This is a genomic window from Aerosakkonema sp. BLCC-F183, from assembly GCF_041929145.1.
Classification (GTDB): Bacteria; Cyanobacteriota; Cyanobacteriia; order Cyanobacteriales; family Aerosakkonemataceae; genus Aerosakkonema.
Genome location: NZ_JBHFNU010000080.1, coordinates 67,348 through 73,676, shown reverse-complemented (window position 1 = coordinate 73,676; position 6,329 = coordinate 67,348). Strand labels below are relative to the sequence as shown.

The following is a 6,329-nucleotide window of genomic DNA, read 5'->3' as shown; positions in this document are numbered from 1 at the left end:
ATATGTGGGTCGCGTGAAAGAAAAACGAAGAGCGCAACGCCGACATAGCAGCTTTTATATTGGTTTACACGGCTACGCTTGGGTGGAATCTCTAGATTTATTTAGTGAACAAACTGCTAAATTAATGTCTTTAAGTCCTCAGAAATTACCTTATTATCAACGAGGTCATCGCGCCGAAATGCTTATCCAGTCTACCTTTGAGCTATAGTTGTCGCCCCGTCAGGAGGACTGATCTCAATTTTTGTTGTTCAATTCTTCAATTAAAAGTGATGACATAACTGAGTTCGATCGATTGAAAATTTTTGCTATTAATTCAGATCTTTACCGAGCGGATGAAATTTAAAATCACCCCGCAGGGTACTTATTCTAATTGGTCTGATTTAGAGCCAATAATTTCAACATCTGGCTTTTTCTGCTTGCCATCAAGCAAAGCGCTGACAGTCATATCGCCCATCACATTAATTGCGGTGCGACAGCGATCGAGAAACCAATCTACAGTAATCAACAAAGCAATGTACTGTGTTGGCAAACCAACAGAACTAAATACTAGCGTCATTGTTACCAATCCTGCATTGGGAATGCCAGCCGCACCCACAGAAGCAAAAACGGAAGTTAGCACCACAATTAACTGCTGTAACAGATCGAGATTTCGATTCAAAACTTGGGCAATAAATAAAGCCGCCATCGCTTCGTAAAGTGCCGTACCGTCGTTGTTAAAATTGCTGCCGACTAATGCGCCCAAGGAAGCGGAAGATTCTCGCAAACCAATTTTTTCTTGCAAAACTCGAAAAGTGATGGGCATTGTCACAGTTGAGGAAGAAGTCGAAAACGCTGTCATAAACGCATCGAATCCACCTATGAGGAACTGTAGCGGATTCACCCAGGAACCAATTTTTACCCGGAGCAAGTAGTAGCAGGCTTGCAAAAATAGCGCCACCAGCACGGCGATAATTAAAGCACCGAGAGATTTAAATGGTGTGAAACCCTCTAAAGCAACTGTTTTGGCAACGATGCCAAAAACTGCCAGGGGTACGAGAGCAATCACCCATTCCAAAATGCGTACCACTGCATCGAATAAAGTACCAATTACCCATTCAAGTGCCTCATAGTTTATTTTGTTGCTGGCAACTTGTTCTTTTTTCAAAGCACGCAGGACAATTCCAAAACTGAGGGCGATAACGATAATTTGAAGGACGTTGTTATTCACAAGGGGTTCAACAACGGAACTAGGCACCATATTTTGCAGTAATGCCCAAGGATCGAGATTCTTAATGTTTTCGGCTGACCCCTCTGGGGCACGAATTTGTCCCCATTTGCCCGGTTGCAAGATATTAGCAACTAAAAGACCGATCAGAATCGCCACTGTAGTATTAGTTAACAGCAAAATAAACAGCCGTCTTCCTGCGGTTCCGGGAATGTTGGCGGTGAGGAATGTGTGGACTACTGCTAACAAAATCAACGGTGTGGCGAGGGCACGCAAAATTTTCAGCACCAAGTCGCAGGGAATTGCGAGGTTGTTAATGAGGGCGATATTACCTGCTGCGGGGTTTCCCCCACCCAATAAAATCCCTACCGACACTGCCAGGATCAGGGCGATCGCAATCTGCAAATAGAGTGGTATACGCTGCCACCAGTGGCTAGTTTTGCTTTCAGCCTCTATCATGCTCGTTTTTCCGATTTTTTACTTATGCTTTCATACTAGAACTAACTTTTGCTCAGGCCATACTTCTTTGCAGTTAAAGTTGCTTCTGAGTTTAAGTGACAATTAATTAAAGTTAATCACCAAAATTAAATACAATATACCACTAAAATGAAATATCTTTTCTTTAATTTTTACTGCTTTAATTGTTAATTTATTCTGTAATTTATTTAAATTTACTAATTATATTTTAAAAATGACACAAATATGGTAAGTTTTACTCAAAAACAATATGTCATAAAATAGCTACGGCGTCATAGTTTCACCGACGCCGTAAAGAAAAATCTTTTGGTTATCTAATTTTCTCTGTACCGGGACGATCGACACTGGAATCGCCTGTATCAATTGTGGGACTGACTGCGCGATCGGTCGTGCCAGTTGTCGGAATAACGCCAGAATCGGTTGTACCAGTAGTCGTTGGGCTAATCTGAGGAGCGACTGTATCTGTGGGACTGACTCCAGAAGATACCTGTAAAATCCGATTGTCTAACAAGCGGGCGATCGTGCCCAACTGGGGCGTTGGGACCCGATCCTTGGGGTACATAATACCCGTAAAAGCTCCCACATTGCTGCGACGAAACGCAGCTACATCCAGACGTAACGGTTGCCCTTGCATCGACACAGATACGGTCATACCCGTTGAAGCTTCGGCAACATTATTCAGTTCCGGGATAATACCGTACTCCAAAATCTCAATTCCCTGTCTTGACTTCAGGGCTTCCCTATATTGAGCGATTAGTTCTTCCTGGTACTCCGGTTCCTGAATCTGCTTGATAATAGCATCAAAATTAGCTCGATCGGGCTGATTGGCGATCGTACCAGTAAAACCGAAAACTATTTGCAAGCTTTGCGGATGTACGTAAGCAAAGAACTTATTTGGCTTCATCCCCGCTTCGATCAGCTGCTGTCTCAGACCTTCAAACTTGGAACTGACTTCAGCTGCTATCTGGGGAGGCAGTTCCTTAAACCCAGGCGGCAAATCTTGCAAACTCAGAGTAGGATTTGCCAAAATCTGTTCTGGCGTAGTGGTGACAGGAACGGGATCGGCTGCTAGTGCAGTCGGTACGTAGCTGCTACCCCAGAGCGAACCTGTCAACAAACACAACGTTATTGCTAATCTTTTGATCATCGGTGTTTTGGTAAGGGCGTCCCTCACAAGGATAACGCCCTTAACAAGTCAAAAGTCAAAAGTCAAAAGTCAAAAGGAAGGCGGGGAATAACGAACCATGATATGCAATTTCTTCTACTCCCCTGCTCCCCTGCTCCCCTGCTCCCCTGCTCCCCTACTCCCCTGCTCCCCTGCTCCCTCTACCTCTTCCCTCGCCAAGAGGTTAAACATTCGATCGAGCCAATCAACAAAATCTAAAATCTAAAATCCTCTCATCCAAAATTTCTCTTACCATCCGGATCTAGCAAACCACATCAGCAACAGCGACGCCAAACTCAGGGCAAGAAATTGCAGCGCGATCGTCTCCATGAGCCATTTAATTGTTAAGATTGTTTTCATATACTCCTCATCACCTGCATCGACAGCCAAAGCACCACTGTTTCCCCAATATGACCAATGTGTATACAGATAATTGTGATCTATTGGGGTTGGTACTTGTGATTATATTTATCACATTGAGTGACATAGATCACCCAAAATAAGCTTTTATTTTCAGTCGCGTCCACAAAAACTAACTTTGCGGTCTGACCATTTCCCTGATTGCATTTAAGTCAAGATCGAATTTCTGGGCAATCTTTTGCATTACTTCATTTTCTGCTGGGGTAATTACTCGATCGGCCTGAGCTATTCTGTAACACTGAGCCAGCAGAGGAATGGCATAATCGCGGTTAAGCTGAGCCAAAAGCGGATCTAAAGGTTGGGGCGACTGGATATTAGCTGCAATTGTTTCTAAAGAAGTTTGGCTGAGGTTAAGAGTTTGTAACTGAGGCAGAATTTCTGACCAAGATTTTTCTGGATGACTGGCAACGATCGCGTGAACCAAAATAGCATCCATTACTTTTTGTTGCGCGATCGCAGTTTCTAAGTAACTATCGCTTGGGATCTCCAAATCTGCCAAAGTCGTTATGCCAGTAGGTGAATTTAACTTAGCTTCATAGAAGCGACAAGCTGCATAGCCCAAGGAGTATAGCATAACCGCATTGGAAGAAGCACCGATCGCAGCCCCGGCAAGCGGTACATTTCGCAGAATACCCAAACCCGCCTTCACAGCGCGACTACCGCCCAATCCCAACCCAAAAATAGCCAATACTTCGCCCTTACGTGCGGGCTCTTTCAAATCTAGCCCATAGGCAGCGGCAATCTGATAAATCATTTCCGCCTGTAACTTCGTAGTTGTGGCCAAATCGAGAGCGAACAAAAGCAAAGCTTCTCCGGGTAAAATACTGCTAACCAGTCCCACACCGCCAGCATAAACCGCTTTTTCCACCATAATCCGGTGCGCGATCTGGCTGGGTGATTCTTCTGGATATTCTTTTTGCAGCTTTCTCACATCTGCCTCTGCTTTGGCGAGGTCAACACTATCCGCAGCACCTACCAACCAATCTAAGCGAAACACACCGCTCAATCTTCGCAGCAACCAGTTATCCGAGACAAAAGTAATGCTTTCCCCTGCTTTTTGAGTGGCCTGCTCAAACAGATTGTAAGCTTGTTTGGCGGTTGTCTCCGTTAGTGCAGTCGCTGTCTCCACAAACGTTTTCCCTGTTTGCGAGCTAGTCTGGCAGATCGTATCCCCTACACCAGATGCCGTATTCACCACAGCTTTGCCAGTTTCAGAGGTAGTATCGCAGATCGCTTTCCCGACACCAGATGCTGTATTCACCACAGCTTTACCGGTTTGGGAAGTTGTATAGCCGATCGCTTCGCCAACACCCACAGCCGTATCCACAATTACCTTACCAGTTTGGGAAGCGGTGTTGGCAAATGCCGCGCCGATTTCCGTCACCATCTTGGCAAATTCCAGGAAGAAAGAAGACTTTTCGGGAGTATTTGTTGATGAAGGTGACTTGAGGCCATCATTAAGCTCAGATGCTTGTTGTTCTTTGCTATTCATCGCTAAACTGTTTTTCGGCTGGGCATATAGCTAGGGCGTCGGAGCTAGGGACTGAGGACTGGAGAAAAAGGAGAAGCAGGAGAGAGAGGTGGAATTAAGAACGTCCTAACTACCTTGGCGATTCCTATATTACTAACTTGCGATCGGACAACTCGAAAACGTTTCCCTCCTAAGACGCATTTTAGCGATGAAATCGCTAAAAACAAAAACGTCCGAGATAGCTCGGACGTTCTTGTGATGTCAAGCTTCAGCAGCTTTCAGAAAAGCCTTCTCCAGCTGCTTTATTTGCCGACGTTTCCAGAGCTGCCTCCCAAAACTTGATTTTTCAGCGTGTTGAGTTCCTCAGTCAATTCTTGCCGACTCGATGCCTTGAGTAAGTAGCGGTATACAAACCAACCAGAGTAGCCGATCCCCACGAGTTCAAAGAAAGGCGACAGCAAGGGAATATCGTTGAGTGCTTCCAGCACTGCCAGCGTTACCTTGACGCTGACAAAGGCAGCCACAATCAATCCAACAGCCACTAGGGGTTTCTGGTATTTTACAAAGAAAACACCCAGGTAATCTTGCAGGTTAGACAGGTACAAAACAAACTGATCCCAGTACTCCTGCCACTGAGCGTTAGCAGAAGAGTCGGCTGGAGGAAGTTTCGCCAAGGGAGCGGTATCCGTTCCTTGGACGGTAACCTCTACTTTGGGGGTATCAGTTTGTTGCACTTGGGGTTGCTTGGTTTCCATGTTGATATCTCGATAACGATAAGTACAACCTTGGTTATGTTAGCTAGGAGGCGACCATGCTTGCAGCAGAACTTTAACTAGCTTTGCAAAACAGTTTTTGGTAGTTCGGGAATATATTTGTTCCAAAAGCATAGCTGTGTTCGTTCGTAGCACAGCTATAACCCTATAATCTCAGTAAACGCCATTAGTCCCCGTTGCAGCGTCCTTCTTAAGGATTACTCCCGAATTTTCTACAGTCTGCTTTCTTCCCAAACCCCTCAAAAGCTAATCTAGCGATCGACACAGGCAATTAGGAAGTGGTGTGTGATTGTACAGTCTGGCCAATGCGCTATAGGTCTCGGCAGTAATCTCGGCGATTCCCGTGCTATCCTGGAGTCCGCCCTTGAAATACTGCACCAAACACCGGGGATTAGTCTGCTAGCGCGATCGAACTGGTATCAAACTCAAGCTGTGGGGCCACCTCAGCCAGATTATTTGAATGCCGCTGCTGTGCTGCAAGTCTACATGAGTCCGCAGCAGCTATTAGATCGTCTGCTGGAAATTGAAGCCAAGTTCGGTCGTATCCGCAGGGAACGTTGGGGGCCAAGAACTTTAGATATTGACTTATTGCTATTTGATGATATAATTCTCAACACTCCAACTCTCCAGCTACCTCATCCTGGTATGAGAGAAAGAGCTTTTGTGCTGGTACCTTTAGCAGAAATTGCCCCAGACTGGATCGAACCGGTTTCAGGAAAGACGATCGCACAACTCCTTCAGGCTGTAGACTGTTCTGGTGTCCGTCGGTTAACGCTTGCCGATTGAATCATCGCAAAGCTGCAAATTCAATCCAAAATC

Annotated in this window: 5 protein-coding genes and 1 pseudogene; 2 read left to right on the top strand and 4 right to left on the bottom strand. The window is 45.4% G+C overall.

Features of this window, described 5'->3' with window-relative positions; genetic code table 11:
- A pseudogene (locus ACE1CD_RS24005) lies at positions 1 to 208 on the top strand (IS4 family transposase); the annotation flags it as partial.
- 153 nt (positions 209 to 361) lie between these two features.
- Here ACE1CD_RS24005 and ACE1CD_RS24000 read toward each other — a convergent pair.
- The 4 genes from ACE1CD_RS24000 to ACE1CD_RS23985 form a co-directional block, all read right to left on the bottom strand.
- Positions 362 to 1,663 carry a dicarboxylate/amino acid:cation symporter gene (locus tag ACE1CD_RS24000; RefSeq protein WP_374826473.1) on the bottom strand — a complete coding sequence of 434 codons (1,302 nt, stop codon included), beginning with the start codon at positions 1,661 to 1,663 and terminating at the stop codon, positions 362 to 364.
- Positions 1,664 to 1,991: 328 nt separating this feature from the next.
- Positions 1,992 to 2,828 (bottom strand): hypothetical protein, encoded by an 837-nt coding sequence (locus ACE1CD_RS23995; RefSeq protein WP_374795032.1) that lies wholly within the window; start codon positions 2,826 to 2,828, stop codon positions 1,992 to 1,994.
- 550 nt (positions 2,829 to 3,378) lie between these two features.
- The gene (locus tag ACE1CD_RS23990; RefSeq protein ID WP_374826472.1) at positions 3,379 to 4,758 is read right to left on the bottom strand and encodes a hypothetical protein; all 1,380 of its coding nucleotides are present in this window, start codon (positions 4,756 to 4,758) and stop codon (positions 3,379 to 3,381) included.
- Positions 4,759 to 5,039: 281 nt separating this feature from the next.
- Positions 5,040 to 5,492: a CAAD domain-containing protein gene (locus ACE1CD_RS23985; RefSeq protein WP_374795034.1), complete on the bottom strand. Its 453-nt coding sequence runs from the start codon at positions 5,490 to 5,492 to the stop codon at positions 5,040 to 5,042.
- A 303-nt stretch (positions 5,493 to 5,795) separates the two neighbouring features.
- Between ACE1CD_RS23985 and folK the strand changes: the two genes are divergently transcribed.
- The gene (folK, locus tag ACE1CD_RS23980; protein WP_374795035.1) at positions 5,796 to 6,296 is read left to right on the top strand and encodes a 2-amino-4-hydroxy-6-hydroxymethyldihydropteridine diphosphokinase; all 501 of its coding nucleotides are present in this window, start codon (positions 5,796 to 5,798) and stop codon (positions 6,294 to 6,296) included.
- Positions 6,297 to 6,329 lie beyond the last annotated feature (33 nt).